General features: G+C 63.7%; 16 protein-coding genes and 2 tRNA genes. 11 read left to right on the forward strand and 7 right to left on the reverse strand.

All coding sequences use genetic code 11. The features are described from left to right. The first annotated feature begins 15 nt into the window (after positions 1-15). Complete coding sequence (locus F9Z44_RS08560; protein ID WP_159605250.1) at positions 16-1,437, forward strand: efflux transporter outer membrane subunit; 1,422 nt, start codon at positions 16-18, stop codon at positions 1,435-1,437. A 114-nt stretch (positions 1,438-1,551) separates the two neighbouring features. Here the strand turns inward: F9Z44_RS08560 and F9Z44_RS08565 are convergent, their stop codons facing one another. The 4 genes from F9Z44_RS08565 to earP form a co-directional block, all read right to left on the reverse strand. Continuing rightward, a complete protein-coding gene (locus F9Z44_RS08565; protein WP_159605252.1) occupies positions 1,552-2,421 on the reverse strand; it encodes a TIGR00730 family Rossman fold protein in 870 nt (289 codons plus the stop codon). Positions 2,422-2,461: 40 nt separating this feature from the next. Beyond that, positions 2,462-3,340 (reverse strand): AEC family transporter, encoded by an 879-nt coding sequence (locus F9Z44_RS08570; RefSeq protein ID WP_201450030.1) that lies wholly within the window; start codon positions 3,338-3,340, stop codon positions 2,462-2,464. Between the two features lie 70 nt (positions 3,341-3,410). After that, on the reverse strand, positions 3,411-3,965 hold the full coding sequence (efp, locus tag F9Z44_RS08575) for an elongation factor P (protein WP_159605254.1): 555 nt from the start codon (positions 3,963-3,965) through the stop codon (positions 3,411-3,413). Positions 3,966-4,116: 151 nt separating this feature from the next. Next, complete coding sequence (gene earP, locus F9Z44_RS08580) at positions 4,117-5,220, reverse strand: elongation factor P maturation arginine rhamnosyltransferase EarP (protein WP_442907271.1); 1,104 nt, start codon at positions 5,218-5,220, stop codon at positions 4,117-4,119. A gap of 41 nt (positions 5,221-5,261) precedes the next feature. Between earP and uvrC the strand changes: the two genes are divergently transcribed. The 3 genes from uvrC to F9Z44_RS08595 are packed head-to-tail and all read left to right on the forward strand — an operon-like array spanning position 5,262 to position 8,814. Next, the gene (gene uvrC / locus F9Z44_RS08585; RefSeq protein WP_159605258.1) at positions 5,262-7,295 is read left to right on the forward strand and encodes an excinuclease ABC subunit UvrC; all 2,034 of its coding nucleotides are present in this window, start codon (positions 5,262-5,264) and stop codon (positions 7,293-7,295) included. Positions 7,296-7,343: 48 nt separating this feature from the next. Continuing rightward, positions 7,344-7,913: a CDP-diacylglycerol--glycerol-3-phosphate 3-phosphatidyltransferase gene (gene pgsA, locus F9Z44_RS08590; protein ID WP_159605260.1), complete on the forward strand. Its 570-nt coding sequence runs from the start codon at positions 7,344-7,346 to the stop codon at positions 7,911-7,913. A gap of 10 nt (positions 7,914-7,923) precedes the next feature. Next, positions 7,924-8,814 (forward strand): DMT family transporter, encoded by an 891-nt coding sequence (locus F9Z44_RS08595; protein WP_159605262.1) that lies wholly within the window; start codon positions 7,924-7,926, stop codon positions 8,812-8,814. Here F9Z44_RS08595 and F9Z44_RS08600 read toward each other — a convergent pair. Then, positions 8,771-9,751, reverse strand: coding sequence for a LysR family transcriptional regulator (locus F9Z44_RS08600; RefSeq protein ID WP_159605264.1), 981 nt, complete (start codon positions 9,749-9,751; stop codon positions 8,771-8,773). The two genes, F9Z44_RS08595 and F9Z44_RS08600, sit on opposite strands and share 44 nt — an antisense overlap. A 110-nt stretch (positions 9,752-9,861) precedes the next feature. Here F9Z44_RS08600 and F9Z44_RS08605 point away from each other — a divergent pair, with 110 nt between their 5' ends. The 7 genes from F9Z44_RS08605 (at position 9,862) to F9Z44_RS08635 (ending at position 16,603) form a co-directional block, all read left to right on the forward strand. Next, positions 9,862-10,953: a tartrate dehydrogenase gene (locus F9Z44_RS08605; RefSeq protein ID WP_159605266.1), complete on the forward strand. Its 1,092-nt coding sequence runs from the start codon at positions 9,862-9,864 to the stop codon at positions 10,951-10,953. Positions 10,954-11,206: 253 nt separating this feature from the next. Further along, positions 11,207-11,479 carry an HU family DNA-binding protein gene (locus F9Z44_RS08610; RefSeq protein WP_056273362.1) on the forward strand — a complete coding sequence of 91 codons (273 nt, stop codon included), beginning with the start codon at positions 11,207-11,209 and terminating at the stop codon, positions 11,477-11,479. 22 nt (positions 11,480-11,501) lie between these two features. Further along, positions 11,502-11,577: transfer RNA gene (locus tag F9Z44_RS08615), tRNA-Val, on the forward strand. 87 nt (positions 11,578-11,664) lie between these two features. Next, on the forward strand, positions 11,665-13,590 hold the full coding sequence (locus F9Z44_RS08620; protein WP_159605268.1) for a SurA N-terminal domain-containing protein: 1,926 nt from the start codon (positions 11,665-11,667) through the stop codon (positions 13,588-13,590). A 61-nt stretch (positions 13,591-13,651) separates the two neighbouring features. Then, positions 13,652-13,727, forward strand: a tRNA-His gene (locus tag F9Z44_RS08625). A 1,336-nt stretch (positions 13,728-15,063) separates the two neighbouring features. Beyond that, positions 15,064-15,843, forward strand: a complete 780-nt coding sequence (locus F9Z44_RS08630) for a plasmid recombination protein (RefSeq protein WP_159605270.1) — start codon at positions 15,064-15,066, stop codon at positions 15,841-15,843. 151 nt (positions 15,844-15,994) lie between these two features. After that, the gene (locus F9Z44_RS08635; protein ID WP_159605272.1) at positions 15,995-16,603 is read left to right on the forward strand and encodes a hypothetical protein; all 609 of its coding nucleotides are present in this window, start codon (positions 15,995-15,997) and stop codon (positions 16,601-16,603) included. A 10-nt stretch (positions 16,604-16,613) separates the two neighbouring features. Here F9Z44_RS08635 and F9Z44_RS08640 read toward each other — a convergent pair whose 3' ends face one another. Together F9Z44_RS08640 and F9Z44_RS08645 are read right to left on the reverse strand one after the other, a co-directional pair. Then, positions 16,614-17,666: a PcfJ domain-containing protein gene (locus tag F9Z44_RS08640; protein ID WP_159605274.1), complete on the reverse strand. Its 1,053-nt coding sequence runs from the start codon at positions 17,664-17,666 to the stop codon at positions 16,614-16,616. Then, positions 17,645-18,388, reverse strand: coding sequence for a hypothetical protein (locus F9Z44_RS08645; protein ID WP_159605276.1), 744 nt, complete (start codon positions 18,386-18,388; stop codon positions 17,645-17,647). Before F9Z44_RS08645 ends, F9Z44_RS08640 begins: the two co-directional genes overlap by 22 nt. Between the last annotated feature and the right edge of the window lie 560 nt (positions 18,389-18,948).

The raw sequence follows: 18,948 nt of genomic DNA on the forward strand, positions 1-18,948 counted from the left end.
CCTTCCTCATCCTCAATGCGCGCAGCGCTCACCCTGGTGGCCGCGGCCGCGCTGGCCGGCTGCTCGTTCACGCCCAAGTACGAGCGCCCCGCGGCGCCCGTGGCCGCCACGTTCCCCGATCAAGCCGCCCCCGTGGCAGCCCAGGGCGACAACATGGCGTGGCGCGAGTTCGTGGGCGATGCGCGGTTGCGCGATCTGATTGCGCTGTCGCTGGCCAACAACCGCGACCTGCGCGTGGCCACGCTCAACATCGAGCAGGTGCGCGCGCAGTACCAGATCCGCCGTGCCGACCAGTTCCCCTCGGTGGGCCTGGCAGCCGCCGGCAACCGCCAGCCCGATGCCAATGGCGGCATTGCCAGCACCTACAGCGTAGGCCTGGCCTTGAGCAGCTGGGAGATCGATTTCTTCGGTCGCCTGGGCAGCCTGAAAGAAGCGGCGCTGGCCCAGTACCTCGCCAGCGAGGAGGCGCGCCACGCGGCTCAGACCAGCCTGGTGGCGGCGGTGGCCAGCACCTGGCTGAGCCTGCAGACGAATGACGAACTGCTGGCCCTGACCCAGCGCACCGTGGCCACACGGCAAGACTCGCTGCGGCTGAGCAAACTGCGCTTCGACAACGGTGCCAGCTCCGCGCTGGACCTTCGACAGGCCGAATCGCTGACCGCCGCGGCGCAATCCGCCCTGGCCCAGCAGCGCCGCCTGCGCGCGCTCGACCTCAATGCGCTCACGCTGCTGGTGGGGCAGACGCCGCCCGCCGCGCTGCTGCCCGCCGCGCCCACCATGCCCGAAGCCACCACGGCCAACGGCGTGGCGGTGCCGGTGGCACCCGTGCCAGCCGCGCCCATGCTGCGTGAGGTACCGGCCGGATTGCCTTCCGATCTGCTCACGCGCCGCGCGGACATCCGCCAGGCCGAGCAGCTGTTGATTGCGGCCAATGCCAACATCGGTGCAGCGCGCGCTGCATTTTTCCCACGCATCTCGCTCACCGCCAGCGCCGGCACAGCCAGCAGCAGCCTCTCGGGCCTGTTTGAAAGCGGCTCCTGGGGTTTCACGCTCGCGCCACAGGCACTGCTGCCCATCTTTGATGCCGGGCGCAACAACGCCAACCTCGATTCGGCCAAAGCCGCGCGCAGCATCGCCGTGGCGCAGTACGAAAAAGCCATCCAGACCGCGTTCCGTGAAGTGGCCGACGCGCTGGCCGGCAGCGCCACGCTGGGCGACCAGCTCACGGCCCAGCAGGTGCAGGCCACGGCCGAGGCCGAGCGTTTCCGTCTGGCCGAGCTGCGCTACCGCAATGGGGTGGCGAGTTTCCTGGACGTGCTGGACGCGCAGCGTTCGCTGTTCACGACCCAGCAGGCGCTGGCGCAAACGCGCCTGGCGCAGCAGCAGAACCAGGTGGCGCTCTACAAGGCGCTCGGCGGCGGCTGGACAGTGGAGTGAACCCCCTGCGCCGCTGACGCGGCTTCCCCCTGAAAGGGGGACAACGCCTGCGGCCCGGCAAAGCCGGTTCCGCGGCGTTCTGGCCGGGGGATGGGCGTGCGAAACGCGTGGGCTTTACGCCTTCAGGTCGTAAAACGTCACGATGTGTTGCCACGCCACCTGCGGATCGTCCACGTACTGAAACAGCTTCAAGTCTTCGGGCGAGATCGCACCTTCCTCCACCAGCACATCGAGGTTGATCAGGCGCTTCCAGTAGTCGGAGCCGAACAGCAGGATCGGCACCGGCTTGGACTTCTTGCACTGCACCAGCGTGATCACCTCGAACAACTCGTCCAGCGTGCCGAAGCCGCCGGGGAACGCGAGCAGCGCCTTGGCGCGCATCATGAAATGCATCTTGCGCAACGCGAAGTAGTGGAACTTGAAGCTCAGTTCGGGTGACACATACGGGTTGGCCGCCTGCTCGTGCGGCAACGCGATGTTCAGGCCTACGTTGAGCGCGCCTTCATCGTGCGCGCCACGGCTGGCGGCTTCCATGATGCCGGGGCCGCCACCAGTGCAGATGTACAGCTGGTCGGCCTTGGGGCAACTGGCGCTGTAGCGCGCCACGGTGCGGGCGAACTCGCGGGCGTGGTCGTAGTAGGGCGCGTTGCGCAGCATGGCCTTGGCGCGTGCAATGTCCGCCGCCTCACCGCTGCGCTCGGCGCGCACCAGCATCTCCCGGGCTTCACTGGCTTCGCGAAAGCGCGCGCTGCCGAACACCACCACGGTGTTCTCGATGCCGGCGTCTTGCTGCGCCAGGTCGGGCTTGAGCATTTCCAGCTGAAAGCGGATGCCGCGCGTCTCGCGGCGCAGCAGGAACTCCGGGTCGGCAAAGGCCAGCCGGTAGGCGTCGGCGTGCAGGGCGTTGCCTTCATTGGCGTGGGTTTGAAGCTCGGCCCAGGCATCGGCCAGGCGCCGTTCGCTGATGTTCTGTGTGGTTTCCATGAGGGTCTCCTTGAGACTTCAGTGTCTTCGATTTGTGTGACTACAGACCCAGCGCCAGAGCCAGCGGCACGAACAGGATCGCCAGCGCGTTGCCCAGCATGATCATGGCGCCGACCTTGTCCGGCTGCTGGTGATAACGCTCGGCGAGCATGAACTGCATCACGGCCGGCGGCAGGGCTGCAAACAACAGCAACTGGCCACGCGCCGCGCCCTCCAGGCCCAACGCCCAGGCCAGCGGGATGCCGATGGCCAGACCGATCATGGGCCGGGCCAGGGCACCCAGCAAACCCAGCGCAAGCCCCGAGCGGGTGAGCGCGGTGAGCCGCACACCCAGCGCAAACAGCATCATGGGCAGCAGCGCGTCGCCCAGCAGCTTCAGACCGGAGAGCACCACGTCGGGCGGGCGCACATCGGTGAGCGCGCTGATGAAGCCGAGCGCGGTGCCGATCATGAGCGGGCTGGTGAGCAGGTCGCGCGTGCGCGCCAGGCGGCTGGTGACACGCGCCCCCACCGAAAAATGCAACAGGTTGCTCACCGAGAACAGCGCCACGGCCGCGCCGAAATGGGCCGGGCCGAAGGCCAGCAGTGCCAGCGGCAGGCCCATGTTGCCGCAGTTGTTGAACATGACCACCGGCACCAGCGTGCGCGGCTGAGCGCCGAACACCCGCGCCAGTGGCCATGCCAGCAGACCGCTGAGCAGGATGAGGACTGTGCCGCCGATGAGCAGGGCGGTGTGGTCCGCCATGCGGAAGTCGCGCGAGGCCAGCGCCGAATACACCAGCAGCGGCGCCAGCACATCCAGTGCGATGCGGTTGAACACCGCCATGTCCGGTACGCCACGGCGCGCGTAGCCATAGCCGATGGCCACGATCAGAAAGACCGGGATGATGACGTCGGCGATGCGGGCAATCAGTTCCATGGCACGGGGCGTTGAATACAAACGAAAGAGGCTCCCGCAGGAGCCTCTTGAATCAAACGATCACGTGTGATCAGACCCGTTTGCGGTACTCACCCGTGCGGGTGTCGATCTCGATCTTGTCGTCTTGTGCCACGAACAACGGCACCGACACTTCAAAGCCGGTGGCGATCTTGGCGGGCTTGAGCACCTTGCCGGACGTGTCGCCCTTCACAGCGGGTTCGGTCCAGGTGATCACGCGCTCGACGCTGGTGGGCAGTTCGACCGAGATGGCCTTGCCGTCGTAGAACACCACTTCCACGGTCATGCCGTCTTCGAGGTAGTTCAGCGCGTCGCCCATGTTCTCGGCTTCTACTTCGTACTGGTTGAAGTCGCTGTCCATGCACACGTACATCGGGTCGGCAAAGTAGGAGTAGGTGCACTCCTTCTTGTCCAGGATGATCTGGTCCATCTTGTCGTCGGCCTTGCAGACGACTTCGGTGGCCATGTTGTTGAGCAGGGCCTTGAGCTTCAGGCGCACGGTGGCAGCACCGCGGCCGCCACGGCTGTATTCGGTTTTCAGGACGATCATCGGGTCCTTGCCGTGCATGATGACGTTGCCGGCGCGGAGTTCTTGAGCGATTTTCATAAGGGTTCCAACGGTTGGGCCGCGCGTTCCCGGCGTGGGCTGGACACCCGGGAACCGATCTGATGGTGGCGATCTGTGCGGCGAGACAGATGGCTGGCAGGAACGAAGCGCCGGGCTGGCGCCCGGGCCGATTTCTGCAAAGCCTCGAATTTTATCGCTTTTCGCCTGAACCTTCGGCCTGCCGCTTCTGCAGCACGAAGCCGAGCAACTGGGTGCACAGGTCGGGCTGGGCCAGCAGGCGGGCGCGGGCCGCCTGCACACAAGCTCGCCAGTCGTCCAGCTCGCTCGGTCCTGGCCAGACGGCCGGCGTGCGGTCGACGCCGTTCCAGGCCCGGTGAAACGCCCGCAGGGAGCCCGGCGCCTGCAGCCAGCCGAGGAACGCGTCGAGCTTGGCGTGGTGGGCGTCGTCGTGCTGCGGGTAGATCTGCCAGACCAAGGGCTGGCCGGCCCAGAGCGCGCGCACCAGCGAGTCCTCGCCGCGCACGAAATTGAGGTCGCAGGCCCAGAGCAGGTGGTCGAACTCGGGCTGGCTCAGCAAGGGCAGGGCGTGCAGCCGGCCGGCCGGCGCGGCCTGCGCCGCTTGCCAGGCGCGTCCGGGCGTCACCAGCCAGTTGGTGCTGACTGGCGCACTGTCGGCCTGGCGCAGCACGTCGGGCAGGACGGCGGGCTCATAGCAGAACAGGCTCACCCGGCGCTGCGCGGGTGGCAGGCCCAGAGCGTGCAGCCAGGCGGCGGCGTCGAACGCGGCCTGCCGCTGCAGCAGATCGGCTTCACGCAGCAGCCCGCCGGTGCGCTCGGTGAATCCGGGGTAGAAAAACCATTTGGTGAGACCGCGCAGCGGCCCGCTCATGACCGGGGAGGGCAGACGGTGAGAGCGCTCCACGTAGGGCTCGGCGCTCAGGTACTCCAGGTTGATCCACACCGGTGCTGGTTCGCCTGCGTCGACGCGCGTGGCCAAGGCTTCGATGCACTCGGTGGGGGGCTCGCAGCCGAAGGCTTCGATCCACACATCGGCGGGTGGCGAGCCGTCCACCAGGGCAGGTGCCAGCGGCGTTCTCCAGTGCAGCACCTCCACGCCCGGCCACCGGCCCTCAAGGGCGCCCGGTGCCATCCAGACCAGTGCCTGTGGGTCGTCGAGCCAGAGCCGCACTTGTTCGCCGCGGCTGGCGAGCTGGGCGCACAGCCGCCAGCACACGCCCACGTCGCCGAAGTTGTCGATCACCCTGCAGAAAATGTCCCAACGCATGGTCGCCATTGTCGGGGCAAGGCTTTTCAGGCCGCGCACAATACGCGCCCATGTCAGACACGCATTCCGAACAACTGCTCAGCGAGGTGGCCGCACTCCCCGGGCTGCCCGGTGTTTACCGCTACTTCGATGCCCTGGGCCAATTGCTCTATGTGGGCAAGGCGCGCAACCTGAAGAAGCGCGTGTCGAGCTACTTCCAGAAGAGCCACGATGGCACGCGCATCGGCCACATGATCAGCAAGATCGTGCGCATGGAGACCACGGTGGTGCGCTCCGAGGCCGAGGCCCTGCTGCTGGAGAACAACCTCATCAAGACGTTGAACCCCAAGTTCAACATCCTGTTCCGCGACGACAAGAGTTACCCCTACCTCAAGATCACCGGCACGCGCGAGACCTTCCGCACCTCGGCGAAGATGCCGTCGCCCTCGTTGGCGTTTCCGCGCATGGCCTACTACCGTGGCGTGGTGGACCGGCGGCACAGTTACTACGGCCCGTACCCCAGCGCCTGGGCGGTGAAGGAATCCATCACGCTGCTGCAAAAGGTGTTTCGCCTGCGCACCTGCGAAGACACGGTGTTTGCCAACCGCACGCGGCCCTGCCTGCTCTACCAGATCAAGCGCTGCAGCGGTCCCTGTGTGGACCTGGTGGACAGCGAGGACTACGCGCGTGACGTACAGGACGCTGAGCGCTTCCTGCGTGGCGAGACGCAAGCGGTGCTCGACGCGCTGGAGCAGCGCATGCTGGTGCACGCCGAAAAACTGGAGTTCGAGCAAGCCGCTGAGTTGCGCAACCAGATGACCGCGCTTTCTCGCGTGCTGCACCAGCAGACCATGGACAACCTGTCCGACAAGGACGTGGATGTGCTGGCGGTCAAGGTGCATGGCGGGCGCGCCTGCGTGAATCTGGCCATGGTGCGCGGCGGGCGCCACCTGGGCGACCGGCCTTACTTCCCCGCGCACGTGGACGACGCCACCGCGATCGACAACGCGCTCTCAGAAGAAGGTGAGGCCCACACCGGTGACCCGAGCGAGCGCGTGGCCGTGCAGGTGCTCGAAGCCTTCATTGCGCAACACTACCTGGGCATTGCCATGCCCCACATCCTGGTGACCAGCCACGCGGTGGGCAGGCCGCTGCTGGACGCGCTCTCGGAGCAATCCGGAGCCAAGGTGAACGCGGTGCACCACCCGCGCGAGCACCGCCGCATCTGGCTGGACATGGCGCAGAAAAACGCCGACATCGCGCTGGCCCGGCTGCTGGCCGAAGAGGGCAGTCAGCAAGCCCGCACCCGCGCGCTGGCCGACGCGCTGCAACTGCCCGACGATCAACTGGACAGCCTGCGCATCGAGTGCTTCGACATCTCGCACACCGCCGGTGAATCCACCCAGGCCTCGTGTGTGGTGTTCGAGGGCCACAAGATGCAGAACAGCCAGTACCGCCGCTACAAGATCGAGGGCATCACCGGAGGGGATGACTACGCGGCGATGAAGCAGGTGCTGCTGCGACGCTACGGGAAGATCGCCGAAGCCATGCGCTCGGAAGACGCACCGCAGCCAGACCCCACCGTGGTCGCGGAGCCTGGCGCAGCCCTCGCCGATGAAGCGGCCGAGCCCACTGCAGAGTCCATCACCGGCCCGCGCATGCCCGACCTCGTGCTCATCGACGGCGGCAAGGGTCAGGTGAGCATGGCGCGCGAGGTGTTCCAGCAACTCGGCCTGGACCTCTCGCTCATCGTGGGTGTGGAGAAGGGGGAAGGCCGCAAGGTCGGACTGGAGGAGCTCGTGTTTGCCGACGGTCGCGAGAAGGTCTACCTCGGCCACGACTCGGCCGCGCTCATGCTGGTGGCGCAGATCCGCGATGAAGCCCACCGCTTCGCCATCACGGGCATGCGCGCCCAGCGCGCCAAAGTGCGCACCGGTGGCAGCAAGCTCGAAGACATTCCCGGCGTGGGACCGAAGAAGCGCGCGCGCCTGCTGCAGCGCTTTGGTGGTGTGCGCGGCGTGGGTTCTGCGAGTGTGGAGGACCTCTGCACGGTGGAGGGGATTTCCGCCGAGCTGGCCGATGCGATCTACAGGGCCTTGCATTGAGGGTCTTGCCCCGCAACGGGCCTGCGGTGGTCAACGCATAATCAGCCCATGTTTTTCAACCTCCCCACCCTGCTCACCTGGGCCCGCATCGTCGCCATCCCGTTGATCGTGGGGGTGTTCTATCTGGAAGACATGAGCGTCGCGCAACAGAACCTGATCGCCACGGTCATGTTCGTCGTCTTTGCGCTGACCGACTGGGCCGATGGTTTTCTGGCCCGCAAGCTCAACCAGACCTCGGCCTTCGGCGCCTTCCTGGATCCGGTGGCCGACAAGTTTCTGGTGTGTGCCGCGCTGCTGGTGCTGGTGCACCTGGACCGCGCCGACGTGTTCGTCGCGCTCATCATCATCGGCCGAGAAATCGCCATCTCGTCGTTGCGCGAATGGATGGCCATCATCGGCGCGACCAAGAGCGTGGCGGTGCACATGATCGGCAAGGTCAAGACCATGGTGCAGATGATCGCGATCCCTTTCCTGCTGTTCAACGGCACGCTGTTCGGCCTGGTCGACACCCGGCTCTGGGGCACCTGGCTGATCTGGATTTCGGCTGTGCTCACCATCTGGTCGATGGTGTATTACCTGCAGAAGGCCATTCCCGAAATCCGCGCCAAGTCGCGCTGAGGCCTTGGCCATGCATTCCCCGACGCAAGACAACGCGTGGCTGCGCGCCATGCCCTGGGTGTTCGTGCTCATCTGGAGCACGGGTTTCATCGTGGCGCGTTACGGCATGCCGCATGCGCCGCCCATGAAGTTCCTCGCGGTGCGTTATGCGCTCTCCATCGCCTGTTTCCTGCCCTGGATTTTGCTGGCCGGCGTGAAGTGGCCGACCACCCGCACGCAATGGATGCACTTGGCTGTCACCGGTGTGTTCATGCACGCGGGCTACCTGGGCGGGGTCTGGGTGGCGGTCAAGGCTGGCATGGGGTCGGGATTGTCGTCGCTCATCGTCGGGCTGCAGCCGGTGCTCACCGCCATCTGGCTCTCGGGCACTGGCTCTAGGGTCTCCAGGCGGCAGTGGCTCGGTCTGCTGCTGGGCTTTGCCGGCCTGGTGCTGGTGGTCTCGCGCAAGTTCGGCGCGGGTGGCCCGGGCGACCAGGCCACCTGGTTCAACCTGTCGCTGGCGGTCATGGCCCTGTTCTCGATCACGATCGGCACGCTCTACCAGAAGCGCTTCGTGGCGGCGTGCGATGTGCGCACCGCCAACGCGGTGCAACTGCTGGCCGCGCTGCTGGTCACCTTGCCGCTGACATTGCTGGAAGCCGAGGCCATGCAATGGAATGCCCAGCTCATGGGCGCCATGGCCTGGTCGGTGCTGGGCCTGACCCTGGGTGGCAGCTCGTTGCTGTACCTGTTGATCCAGCGCGGGGCGGCGGCCAGTGTCACCAGCCTGATGTACCTGGTGCCGCCCTGCACCGCGCTGATCGCCTGGGCGCTGTTCGCCGAGCCCATCACGGCCGTCACGCTGGCGGGTACCGCGCTCACCGCTTTTGGCGTGAGCCTGGTGGTGCGCGCTTCCCGGTAGGGGCGGGCTGCACGGGCTTCCAGGGCTCAAGGTGGAAGCGCTCCACCAGAAAATCCACCAACAGGCGAATGCGCCTCGGGGTCTGCGAACGGTAGGGTGCCAGCCAGTGGATGTCGGCGTCCGGCATCGCGTGGTCGGGCAGCACGCGCACCAGTTCGCCGCTGGCCAGTTGTGGGGCCACGTCCCACAGGCTGCGCAGCATGATGCCGTGGCCCGCGAGGCACCAGTCGCGCACCATCTCGCCCGAGTTGCTGGAGAGCGGGCCATTCACCGGCACGTGCTGCACCTGCGCGTCGCCTGTGAGTTGCAGGCGCCAGTGGTCAAAGCGCTGGCCGGGCCCGCCGCCGTTTTCACGCACCACCAGACAGCTGTGGCCAGCGAGGTCCTGCAGCGAGCGCGGTGCGCCATGGTGCTGCAGGTAGCCCGGAGCCGCCACCAGCACGCGCTGGTTGCTGGCGAGCCGCCGCGAGACCCATTCGGCCGCGCGTTCATTCGGCGCGTTCCAGAGCCAGATGGCGCCGTCGAATCCTTCCACCGCGAGATCGGGCAGCTGCTCGGTGAGCTGCAGCTGCAGCTGCACGCCGGGGTGCTGTGCCTGGAAAGCCGCCAGCGCCGGCCCCACCCACATCCTGCCAAACCCGAAGGTGGCCGCCAGCCGCACCGGCCCGGCCGGCTCGACCTGTCGTTCGCGCAGTTCGGCTTCCACCTCGTCGAACGCGCGCAGCAGATGCACCGCGCGCTCGCACAGTGTGTCGCCCTCAGCCGTGGGGCTCACGCGCCGCGTGGTGCGCTGGAACAGGCGAAGACCCAGGCGTGACTCCAGCGCGGCCAGGCGCTTGGTCACGGCCGAGGGCGCCACGCGCAGCGCGCGAGCGGCCATCACCAAGCTGCCATGCTGGCGCACGGCAAGCACGAGTTCCAAATCAGGACGGTCCAATTGTTTCCTTAATGGAATGAATCAATTGCCGCATTATTGCCTTGGTGCGGGCTATGCTCGCGTCCACGTCGAACACGTTTTCTGTCCCGAATCCACCCAAAGGAACCTCCATGAGCAAACACCGCATCGCAGTCATCGCCGGAGACGGCATCGGCACCGAAGTCATGCCCGAGGGCATTCGGGTGCTGGAGACCGTCGCCACGAAGTTCGGTATCGACCTGCAGTTCGACCACTTCGACTTTTCCAGTTGCGACTACTTCGAGCGGCACGGAAAGATGCTGCCCGACAACTGGAAGGACCAGATCGGCGGGCATGAAGCGATTTATTTTGGCGCGGTGGGTTGGCCAGACAAGGTGCCGGACCACATCTCGCTCTGGGGTTCGTTGCTGTTGTTCCGCCGCGAGTTCGACCAGTACGTCAATGTGCGTCCCGCGCGTCTGATGCCTGGTGTGATCGCTCCGGTGGTGCGGCGCGACGGCAGCGCGCGCGCGCCTGGCGAGATCGACATGGTGATCGTGCGTGAGAACACCGAAGGCGAATACTCCAGCATCGGTGGGCGCATGTACCCAGGCACCGAGCGCGAGATCGTGATGCAGGAAACCGTGATGTCGCGCATCGGCGTGGACCGGGTGCTGCGGTATGCGTTCGAGACCGCGCGCTCGCGCCCGAAGAAGCACCTCACCAGCGCCACCAAGAGCAACGGCATCGCCATCACGATGCCTTACTGGGATGAGCGCGTGGCCGAGATGGCCAAGGAATATCCGGATGTGTTGGTCGACAAGTTTCACATCGACATCCTGACCGCGCATTTTGTGCAGCGCCCCGATTTCTTCGACGTGGTGGTGGGCAGCAACCTGTTCGGCGACATCCTCTCCGACCTGGGTCCGGCCTGCACCGGCACCATCGGCATTGCCCCCAGCGCCAACCTCAACCCCACGCGCCAACACCCCTCGTTGTTCGAGCCTGTTCACGGCTCGGCCCCAGACATCGCCGGCAAGGGCATTGCCAATCCGATCGGCCAGATCTGGTGCGGCGCACTGATGCTGGATTTCCTGGGCTACAAGGCCGCGCACGACGCCGTCATGACCGCCATTGAATCGGTTCTGCAGCCCGGCAGCGGCGCGCCCCGCACCGGAGACCTCGGCGGAACGGCGGGCACTGCGGATGTGGGCCGCGCGATTGCGCGGGCGATCAAGGGTTGATCCGGGGTGCTCCGCGCGAGGGTGCAGCGGTTGAAAGCGTCTAGAATCTCGCCTCTTGTGCCGTCGGAATTGGGCACGCAACCCTCGTGTATTGACAGGGGTTGCGGCCCATGGGTCTAATCAGATTTCGTGCGCCACGGTCATCACCGTGTCCAGCGATCCACAGAACCAGTCCCACGGCCGCCAACAACGCCGTTCCAGGACAAGCTTTGTACCAGCGGAACAACTCATCTCAATCCAAGAGGGGCCATTTGTGAACAAAACAGAACTCGTCGAACACATTGCCAAGAACGCCGATATCTCCAAGGCGGCTGCCACGCGTGCACTCGACTCCACCATCACCGCGATCCGCACCACGCTCAAGAAAGGCGGCACCGTGTCGCTCGTGGGCTTCGGCTCGTTCGCCGTGACCAAGCGCCCAGCCCGCAAGGGCCGCAACCCGCGCACCGGCGACGAGATTAAGATCAAGGCCGCCAAGGTGCCGAAGTTCCGTCCGGGCAAGGCCCTCAAGGACGCGCTGAACTGAAGGTGTCGCCCCTTTCCCGGTGGGGTGCTTAGCTCAGTTGGCAGAGCGGCTCCTTTACACGGAGTAGGTCGGCGGTTCGACCCCGTCAGCACCCACCACCATCGAAAAGGCGAACCCGGGTTCGCCTTTTTTGTTGTCGCTCAGACAGCTCTTTACATTCCTTTTGAAGCAGCAGGGTTCCAGGCATGTTCGATACCATCCGCAACCACAAGAAGTACCTCATGGGCTTCTTGTTGATCCTGATCATTCCTTCGTTTGTCCTGTTCGGCATCGAGGGGTACACCCGATTCAACGAAAGCGGTGAGCCCGTGGCGTCGGTGGACGGAACCGGGATCACCAAGGCCGAATGGGATCAGGCGCACCAGATCGAATCCCAGCGCCTGCGCGAAGCCATGCCCACGCTGGACGCCAAGGTGCTGGAGAGCGACGAGGCGCGTTACGCCACGCTGGAGCGTCTGGTGCGCGATCGCGTGATGGCCACCGCAGCGCGCAAGCTCAACCTCTTCACCAGCGACCAGCGCCTGGCGCGTGAGCTGCAGCAGAACGAAGCCATCGCAGCCCTGCGCAAACCCGACGGTTCGCTGGACGTGGAGGCGTACCGCTCGCTGGTAGCTCGCCAGGGCCTCACTCCGGAGATGTTCGAAGCCCGCGTGCGTGCCGATCTGTCGCAGCGGCAGGTCTCGCAGAACATCGTGGGCTCAGGCTTCGCGCCCGTGGCTTTGGCCACCGTGTCGCTCAATGCATTCTTCGAGCGCCGCGAGGTGCAAGTGGCCCGTTTCAACGCGACTGATTTCGCCGCGCGCGTCAAGCCGACCGATGCCGAGATCGAAGGGTTCTACAACGCCAACGGGCCGTTGTTTCAGGCGCCCGAGCAGGCCGACATTGAGTATCTCGTGCTTGATGCCAGTTCGCTGCAGGCATCGCTCACGCTCAACGAAGCCGATGTGCGCGCCTATTACGACCAGAACGCAGGACGCCTGGCCGGCACCGAGGAGCGCCGTGCCCGCCACATCCTGCTGACCGTGCCTGCCGGCGCGCCCGCCGCCGACAAGGAAGCCGTGCGTGTGAAAGCCGCTGCCCTGCTGGAGCAACTGCGCAAGAACCCTGCCAGCTTTGCCGACGTGGCCAAGGCGCAGTCGCAAGACCCCGGCTCTGCCGCCAACGGTGGCGATCTGGACTTCTTCGCCCGCGGCTCCATGGTCAAGCCGTTTGAAGACGTGGCGTTTTCGCTGGCCAAGGGAGGCATCTCCGATCTGGTGGAAACCGAATTCGGCTTTCATATCATCCAGCTCACCGACATCAAGGCCCCGCCTCAACGCAGCTTCGAGTCCATGAAGCCCGAGATCGAAGCCGAACTCAAGCAGCAGCAGGCGCAGAAGCAATTTGCCGAAGCGGCCGAAACCTTCAGCAATCTGGTGTACGAGCAGGCCGACAGCCTCAAGCCCGCAGCCGATCGCCTGAAGCTGGAAATCCGCACTGCGAAAGGTGTTCAGCGGCAGCCGCAAGCTGCCAGCGGCGTCCTGACCAACGAGCGCCTGCTGGCCTCCCTGTTCGCGCCCGACGCAATAGACAAGAAGCGCAACACGGAAGCCATTGAAACCGGCACCAACCAGTTGGTGGCCGCGCGCGTGGTTCAACATTTGCCGGCTCGCACCCGTCCGCTGGACGAAGTGCGTGAAGCCGTGCGGGCACGCCTGGTGGCGCAGCGCTCGGCCGAACTGGCGCGCGAAGAGGGTGACAAACAGCTGCAGGCCTGGAAGGCGGGCGGTTCCGCCACCGGTCTTTCCGCTGTCCAGACCATTTCTCGCGAGAATGCGCAAGGTATGGCGCAGCCCGTCATGCTTGCCGCGCTCAGCACAGATCCCAAGAGCCTGCCCGCCTGGGTCGGGGTGCCGCTGGGTGACCAGGGTTATGCCGTCATGAAGGTTGAAAAGGTGCTGCCGCGCGAAGCTCGCCCGGCGCAAGCACTGGCTCAGGAAGTGCAGCAGTACAGCCAGTGGTGGGCCACGGCGGAGAGTCTGGCTTATTACGACGCGCTCAAGACGCGTTTCAAGGCCCGCATTCTGGTGAACGAGCCCAAGGCCGCTGCCCCGGTTGCTCCCGCTCGCTGAGTTTTCTCCTCGGGCCACCTGAAAGAGCAGCACGACTTCCGGCTATAATTTGCGGCTTGCGGTGGCTGTAGCTCAGTTGGTAGAGTCCAGGATTGTGATTCCTGTTGTCGTGGGTTCGAGCCCCATCAGCCACCCCAAATGAATCAACAACTTAGCCCGGTTTCGACCGGGCTTTTTTGTTTTTCAGCCGTGCGTGTAGCCACTGTGTAGCCGCGGGTGACTAGTTTCTGGGGGTCAATGCACGTAGAGAAGGTCGCACGACTTTCCAACTTGCCCGACTTCGCGGAAGCATCGTTCAGACGGCGAGTCCACTCAAAACGCTGGGGTGCATGCGCAAAGCTAAGGCCCGCTGGAACGCTGCTAAGCGCTACTACGGTGATGCTCATACGGATCGACTCATACCCCACTGCGCTGCTGTAGGGGTTGCTAATAGCAATGCTATTTGCAACTAGATGCTGACAAGCAGCAGGGTGGCAGCAATGCTTCGTCTCCGTCTACGATTGATGGGAAAGGGTTGGGGAAGGGGCTGCGCCCCCACCTCTTCTACCTGAACCCAATAAGCCGAAGTAGAAACCGGCGTCCATCCTGGTGATGACTGAAGACTAGGTGACCGAGTTTGCCGACCGAGCACACGCAGCCGGCTGGCTGCTGGTTCGCAAGACCATGGAGCTGCCGCTCGCCAGGATCGCTCAAGAGGTTGTGAAGTTCGAGGGAGTGGGGCAGGCCTTACCCCCGCATAAGTCTTCCAGCAGGCCGCAGCAAACGGCTTTAGGGGCTTCAAACCGAACTGGGGACAAAACCAAAACGCCGTGACGCGAGACACCTGCGGTCAACTCAACCGCCAGGAAGCTCTCGAGCAGCGCAATGCTTCCTCGGGCGAGGCTTGGTTGGCTAACGGATTCACCGCGCGACCCTGTGCAAGGCAACGCAGATGGCGGTATTAAATGAACAAATGTCCAGTTGTAGAGGGCTGTTGACATCGGTATAGTGGCATCAGCGATAAAGTGGGACAGACAGCCCCCACATAAAAAATAGCGGCCCATTTTTGGGCCGACCTGCGTCCAAATTTCCCAACAAGCCCGCCCGGATTCTTCCCGGCGGGCTTTTTCGTTTCTGCATTGGAGCCACCTCATGTAGCCGAACGCGCTCACCCCCACACACCCTTCAAGGCCCGTCACAAAACGGACCTTTTTAGCCCGCTCTGGCGTAAGTCAAGCGGGCTTCTTTTTTGGAAGAACGCAATGCCCTCTAAGGTTGAAAACAACCATCCCCCGCTGGAGAACGTCACCAAGCCCTCTGTTGACACTGCGGCCGCCGCCTATTACTTGAATCGCCAGCCGCAGACCCTGCGAGCGTGGGCCTCCAAACAAAACGGCCCTCTCCGCGCACTGAATATCAATGGACGCTTGGCATGGCCAGTGTGCGCAATCCGTTCACTCTGCGGCGTGGGCTTGAAAAGCACGGAGCACTTCAATGGCCAATGACTACGTCATGGCCGTCAAGACCATCGGTCTCTCGAGGCTTGGCGGGCGCAAGCCGTGCAGCCTCCGCGATGCTGTTCGCCACAACCGCAGAGAAATTCAAGCAGAGCTGGGTGCGATCGGGCGAATCAATCCCACCAGGAGCTCCAGAAATGTGATTTTGTTCGGGGCACCGACGACCGAAGGGGTGCTTCATGCGGCAAACGAACTCCTTGCCTCTGTGGAGGTCGGTCAAAGAAAGATTCGCTACGACAGGGTACAGGCAGTGGAGTTCGTCTTCAGCCTTGGAGACGACTGCACTGTCTTCGATCGAGACGATTACTGGAAGTGCTGCCTGAACTGGCTTGTTGCAGAGCGTGGCATGCAGGTACTGACAGCAGACATCCATCGCGACGAGGACAACGAACACATGCACTGCTTGGTCTCGCCCGTGCTGAGGGGGAAGTTTGAAGGATCGAAGCTCGTCAACAGTACCGCCTTTAGAGAACTGCGCGAAAGCTTCTGGGAGAAAGTTGCCGCACCTGCAGGATTCAAGCGCCCAGCGGCAAAGTTGTACGGTGCTGTAAAAACTGCCGCCGTGGCACTGGTTACAGAGTATCTCCAGCGCATGGAGGATCCCTCGGTTTTCTCCGTTCTCTGGCCCATCACACAAAGGGCTATCAAAACCAATCCTCTGCCTTTCTTGCAAACCCTGGAACTGAGCGACCGTGAGGTGGCGTTGAAGCTGAGAGCAGCGTCTCAACCAGCTTCAAACCCCTCCCTTTCACAGTGATGTGGGAAGGTTTCTGGGTCTGGGTTCGTGTTGATCTCCATCTCGAACCCAATGCTCTGTAGGGTTCGATCAACCAGCACGCTCTCGAAGGCCTGCCTCAACGCACGCTAAGCGAGCAAACGACCAGAAAGCCAAGAACTGAAGACGGAAAATGAACGATCCACATGACAGCCGAGCAAGCGTGAACTCGTCAATCCACAAAAAAAACGCGCAACATATCACCGGCAGCGCCATGCCCGCAGCACTCGTGGTGGCCGGCTACTCTGGCAGTCTGGCTGAGCCCCTCGCGATCATGGAGGAGCTGAAGGCGAAGTCTGCGAGCATTCAAGCCGAAGACTTGGACCTGGTGGAGCAGATGCTGTTGCACCAGGCGATCGCGCTGCAGTCGATGTTCATGGATCTCGCCGTTCGAGCCAAGGGGGAAACCAGCCTCCCTGGCATGCAGACACTTACACAGCTGGCGCTCAAGGCACAGTCGGGCTCGAGGGCAACACTGCAGACCTTGGCCGAGCTGAAGAATCCCAGGCCAGTGTTCGTACGCCAGACCAACGTGGCGCACAACCAGCAGGTCAACAACGGAGACAAGCCACCTTCACGCGTGGAGAAGCAGCGCGCCGCGCCAATCGAACTGAAAGCTCACGAGGAGGACATGCATGGCTACCCGACACTGGACACCCGAGCAGCGAAGACAGCAGGCCGAGCGAATTCACCAGACCCGGCCATGGGAGCTGTCCACCGGACCCCGAAGCGTCGCGGGTAGGCAGGTGTCCTCACGCAACGCTGAGCGCGGTGGTGTTCGCATTGCGTTGCGCCGTTTTGGCCGAGACCTCACGGTGCTCCTGGAGCAGCAGCGGGGCCTCTTTCGCTGACCCTACCTGGATCAGTGATGGATCTTTGAGGTGTGTCGGCCGGTCTTTCAACTGTCGGTTGAGCTCTCCCGCCAGCCGTCGAGCCTCAACGTAGACATCTCGGCGCACCGCCTGGTTGGCGAATCCGGTGACCTGGTGGAACATCGCGAGATCACTCATTCGCCGTATGCCCACCGTCGCCAGTGGACGGCCACCAGACACGGGTCGCAGCGAGACCACGAGGTAGCTGCCAGATGCGCAGCTTGAAAAGTGCTCGTACGCACAGTGCCGCATCGCATAGCCTTCCTCCCAGAGCTCCAAAGCATTGCGAATCACCACCGCCTCATACCCTTCCAATCGGCAATTGAGCATCAAGTCGACGGAAATACGCCAAGGCTCGGAGATCATCGCTCGGGCTCGTTCTCGCGCTTCATACTCGGCTACTACGCGCAGCAGGCTTTGCAGCGTCAACCGCTTTAGGCCATGCCCTGAACCTCTCCTCCACTGGGTGTTCGCCCATTGGAAGACGAGCTGAGCGTTTGCTCGCAGAACCGGTTCCAGCTGTTCGTATTGAACCCATCGACCCAGCCGCGCGTTCAGTTGGTCGAGGTCGTTCAGCTTGGTGTGGTAACCGCTGGACGGACGATTCGGATTGGCACATTGCGACATCAGTACCTGAAGCAGCCAACCCGGAACAAGTGACTGGGTGCCAAAGGACTGCGCCAGCAGCAAAAGGTCCAGCGCCGCGTCCGCTTTCCAAAGAGCCTTTCGCCTGTAGAACGACAGCATGGAAGTCATCCACTCGCTGCCGTCCCTGTGCAGAAGCCGCCACATTGAGGGGCGCACACCTTTGCGCATCAGGTGGTGGCGCATGACCTCTGCACGCTCGCCCTCATGTGGCAGCGCATCCTTCAGTAGCCCGTAGAGGGCGAACAGCTGCGGTGTCTCCTTTATCAGTCTCTGTTCTGCAGACATGGAATGCACTCCTGGTAGTCGCTGAGCGTCGGGTACGGGCATGTGACGTCGGCCGAATAAAGGGCCAGGGTCTTGGCTTGATCCAGCACTTGGGGATCCAGGCCCAATCGGACGGTTGAACGTCCTTCAGCCTTGGGATCACTCAGCAGCGCCTGCCGGATGGCCTCATGCACCGGTGCCATGTCGACGGTGTCCCGAAGGTACGAACGCAGCCGATCCATCACCCACACCACATACGGCGGAACGAGGGACCATTCCGCTGAATGCCAGTGATGGAGACGCCGCATGGCCGCCAGCAGGCCCAGGGCGAAGCCGCTGTGCCAGCGCCCTTCATGTCCCAAACCAACGGCAGAGACGAAGGATGTGGGTAGTGGAGTAAGACAGGGCCGTTGCTTGGTGCGCCCCCAGGCGTAAGTACGCAGATGTCCTTCAGACCCGAACTCCACTACCGTGGTCTGCAGGAGCTGCACCCGGCGATAGCCGAATTCGCATTCGATCTGGACGGGGTCCAAAGTCGAGGCGATCATGCGCAGCGCCATCCGCTGCAGCAGGCCGGGGTGGTGCACACGGCATAGGGGATGAGGTATTTGGCCAAGCCAATCCAGCGGGTAACCGGGGCCGACCAGTGGGGCAGGGTTGACGCCATAGTTTCTCCACTCCGTGAGGGGGAAGAGGGCAGTGGAGCTTGTGAGTCGCGTGCGGAAATCGCCGATGGGGGTCATACAAAACTCCTGGGGTTCGAGGCACATACAAGCTGCAAAGTGCATGGACGGTGCAGCGAGAGGACGCGCTGAGACAAAGCCGCGCGAACGAGGTCGTGGTGAGGAGATGAGGGGGGGGATCAGCGCCGCGGGCGCTGGGTGGCGTAGAGCCAGGGGTGGTGCTGCATGGTCGTGTCCTCGAGACGTTTCAGTGAGTCAGACGGTTGACTGAAATGGCTCGCAGGTAGACCGCAGAGCCGCCGCTTTAGCCAGCATTTGTGAGTCGCCCCGGCAAGATGTCGATCAAATCCGGCGACGGGCTGTGAGGCCCAAGTGATGCTTTTTAGATTGCCACATACGCAACCAATGTGTCAAACGGCGAGTGCACTCTGACGTCTCCCCCACGCCAAGCTACTGCACGAAATAGATCCGCAGATTGATGACGAACTCGGGCCCTGCACCGGCCAGCTTGTCCGGTTCTTGTCCGCATGTCATGCGGACAAGAACCGGACACATTGCGTACAGACTTCGGACAATATTGGAGCGGGTCGCTTCTCGCAGTTGCATCTGCAGAGAGCTCA

It is taken from the genome of Hydrogenophaga sp. PBL-H3, from assembly GCF_010104355.1.
Lineage (GTDB): Bacteria > Pseudomonadota > Gammaproteobacteria > Burkholderiales > Burkholderiaceae_C > Hydrogenophaga.

Bases quoted from the DNA above. Each gene is read 5' to 3' on its own strand.
- F9Z44_RS08560 (WP_159605250.1), top strand. From the start codon at position 16: ATGCGCGCAGCGCTCACCCTGGTGGCCGCGGCCGCGCTGGCCGGCTGC.
- F9Z44_RS08565 (WP_159605252.1), bottom strand. From the start codon at position 2,421: ATGGAAACCACACAGAACATCAGCGAACGGCGCCTGGCCGATGCCTGG.
- F9Z44_RS08570 (WP_201450030.1), bottom strand. From the start codon at position 3,340: ATGGAACTGATTGCCCGCATCGCCGACGTCATCATCCCGGTCTTTCTG.
- efp (WP_159605254.1), bottom strand. From the start codon at position 3,965: ATGAAAATCGCTCAAGAACTCCGCGCCGGCAACGTCATCATGCACGGC.
- earP (WP_442907271.1), bottom strand. From the start codon at position 5,220: ATGGCGACCATGCGTTGGGACATTTTCTGCAGGGTGATCGACAACTTC.
- uvrC (WP_159605258.1), top strand. From the start codon at position 5,262: ATGTCAGACACGCATTCCGAACAACTGCTCAGCGAGGTGGCCGCACTC.
- pgsA (WP_159605260.1), top strand. From the start codon at position 7,344: ATGTTTTTCAACCTCCCCACCCTGCTCACCTGGGCCCGCATCGTCGCC.
- F9Z44_RS08595 (WP_159605262.1), top strand. From the start codon at position 7,924: ATGCATTCCCCGACGCAAGACAACGCGTGGCTGCGCGCCATGCCCTGG.
- F9Z44_RS08605 (WP_159605266.1), top strand. From the start codon at position 9,862: ATGAGCAAACACCGCATCGCAGTCATCGCCGGAGACGGCATCGGCACC.
- F9Z44_RS08620 (WP_159605268.1), top strand. From the start codon at position 11,665: ATGTTCGATACCATCCGCAACCACAAGAAGTACCTCATGGGCTTCTTG.
- F9Z44_RS08630 (WP_159605270.1), top strand. From the start codon at position 15,064: ATGGCCAATGACTACGTCATGGCCGTCAAGACCATCGGTCTCTCGAGG.
- F9Z44_RS08635 (WP_159605272.1), top strand. From the start codon at position 15,995: ATGAACGATCCACATGACAGCCGAGCAAGCGTGAACTCGTCAATCCAC.
- F9Z44_RS08640 (WP_159605274.1), bottom strand. From the start codon at position 17,666: ATGTCTGCAGAACAGAGACTGATAAAGGAGACACCGCAGCTGTTCGCC.
- F9Z44_RS08645 (WP_159605276.1), bottom strand. From the start codon at position 18,388: ATGACCCCCATCGGCGATTTCCGCACGCGACTCACAAGCTCCACTGCC.